The sequence below is a fragment of the Ochrobactrum sp. S1502_03 genome, assembly GCF_044435015.1.
Classification (GTDB): Bacteria; Pseudomonadota; Alphaproteobacteria; order Rhizobiales; family Rhizobiaceae; genus Brucella; species Brucella chromiisoli.
In genome coordinates, this window is the sequence record NZ_JAYEXN010000095.1 from 1 (window position 1) to 836 (window position 836).

The following is an 836-nucleotide window of genomic DNA, read 5'->3' on the forward strand; positions in this document are numbered from 1 at the left end:
CTTAATCTATATATATGAGCATTCAGTTCAGTTCAGTCCAGTCGCTCAGTCGTGTCCAACTCTTTGCAACCCCATGGACTGCAGCACGCCAGGCTTCCCTGTCCATCACCAACTCCCAGAGTTTACTCAAACTCATGTCCATTGAGTCAGTGATGCTATCCAACCATCTCATCCTCTGTCGTCCCCTTCTCCTCCCGCCTTCTATCTTTCCCAGCATCAGGGTCTTTTCAAATGAGTCAGGTCTTCACATCAGGTGGCCAAAGTATTGGAGTTTCAGCTTCAACATCAGTCCTTCCAATGAATATTCAGGACTGATTTCCTTTAAGATGGACTGGTTTGATTTCCTTGCTGTCCAAGGGACTCTCAAGAGTCTTCTCCAACATCACAGTTCAAAAGCATCAATTCTTCAGTGCTCAGCTTTCTTCACAGTCCAACTCTCACATCCATACACAACTGCTGTAAAAACCATAGCTTTGACTAGATGGACCTTTGTTGGCAAAATAATGTCTCTGCTTTTAAATATGCTGTCTAGGTTGGCCATAGCTTTTCTTCCAAGGAGCAAGCATCTTTGAATTTCATTGCTGCAGTCACCATCTGCAGTGATTTTTGAGCCCCCTCCCCAAATAAAATCTGTCACTATGTCCACTGTTTCCCCATATATTTGCCATGAAGTGATGGGACCAGATGCCATGATCTTATTTTTCTGAATGTTGAGTTTTAAGCCAACTTTTTCACTTTCCTCTTTCACTTTCATTAAGAGGCTCTTTAGTTCTTCTTTGCTTTCTGCTATAAGTGTCATCTACATGTCTGAGGTTATTGAGATTTCTCCTGTCAAT

The 836-nt window shown here is 42.6% G+C and carries 1 protein-coding gene; it reads right to left on the reverse strand.

Annotated elements, in window-relative coordinates; translation table 11 throughout:
• Nucleotides 1-406: 406 nt before the first annotated feature.
• Nucleotides 407-799: a hypothetical protein gene (locus VBH83_RS19345; protein WP_396999098.1), complete on the reverse strand. Its 393-nt coding sequence runs from the start codon at nucleotides 797-799 to the stop codon at nucleotides 407-409.
• Between the last annotated feature and the right edge of the window lie 37 nt (nucleotides 800-836).